Annotated in this window: 1 pseudogene; it reads right to left on the bottom strand. The window is 59.7% G+C overall.

The features are described 5' to 3' along the window. Positions 1–65 precede the first annotated feature (65 nt). Positions 66–926: pseudogene (tnpC, locus tag AWB68_RS45425) on the bottom strand (IS66 family transposase); the annotation flags it as partial.

Below are 926 nucleotides of genomic sequence, written 5' to 3'. Positions count from 1 at the left end.
GTCGCAACGACGTCGAAGGACAGATCCCAATGTTTATCGAGGTTTCAGAAGGAGGTGCACAATGAACGCCCCATTGCCACGCAGCGCAAAGCATTTTCGGCGAGCACGTTGCTGATTTCGACGCAGCCGTCATCACAGAACAGTGTGAGCCCGTCCCAGCGATTCAGAGAGTAGTTGATCGCTTCGACCAGCGGTGCCTTTGGCCAAAGCGTCGCACGTTTCTCCCTCATCGACCTTTCGAGGGCCGCGAGCAATGGATTGCTCTTTTCTTGCCTGACGCGTCGCCGCTCATCCGGCGGTTTGCCGCGGATATCAGCCTCGATTCCGTAAAACTCGCCAATCATGTCGAGCCATTGCTTCGTGGTGTCCGACGGGGCTGTCTCATGCACGTTGAATAAGTATCGGCGCGCATGATCCCAGCAAAATGCCAGACGAACTTTGCCGCCTTCGTTCAACTCGTTGAAACCGGCATAGCCGTCGGCCTGAAGGATGCCTTCGAATCCGGCAAGATGGGTCTGGGGGTGAATGCCTTTGCGGTCCGGCGAGTACGCGAACCAGACAGCAGCGGGGTCGCGCGAACCGGAGCGGCGATCATCGCGCACGTAGACCCACAATCGACCGGTCTTGGTCTTTTTGTTCCCAGGCGCAAGCACCGGGATCGGCGTGTCGTCCGCGTGGAGCTTGGCAGTCGCCATCGTGTAGCGACGCAGGGCTTCAGTCAGCAGCCGGCAGAGTTCTTCGCATTGCCCGACCCAACGTGCCATGGTGGCCCGATCGAGACGTACGCCATCGCGCGCCGCGATCTCGGATTGCCGATACAGTGGCGTGTGGTTTGCATACTTCGCCACGATGATCTCGGCCAGCAAGCTCGGATGCGCGATGCTGCGCTCGATCGGCAGCCCCGGCATGGGAGGTTGCGCGATATG

Origin of the sequence: Caballeronia choica (genome assembly GCF_001544535.1) — a bacterium.
Lineage (GTDB): Bacteria > Pseudomonadota > Gammaproteobacteria > Burkholderiales > Burkholderiaceae > Caballeronia > Caballeronia choica.
The sequence above is the reverse complement of the archived record's forward strand: the minus strand, read 5'-3'. Positions and strand labels throughout refer to the sequence as shown.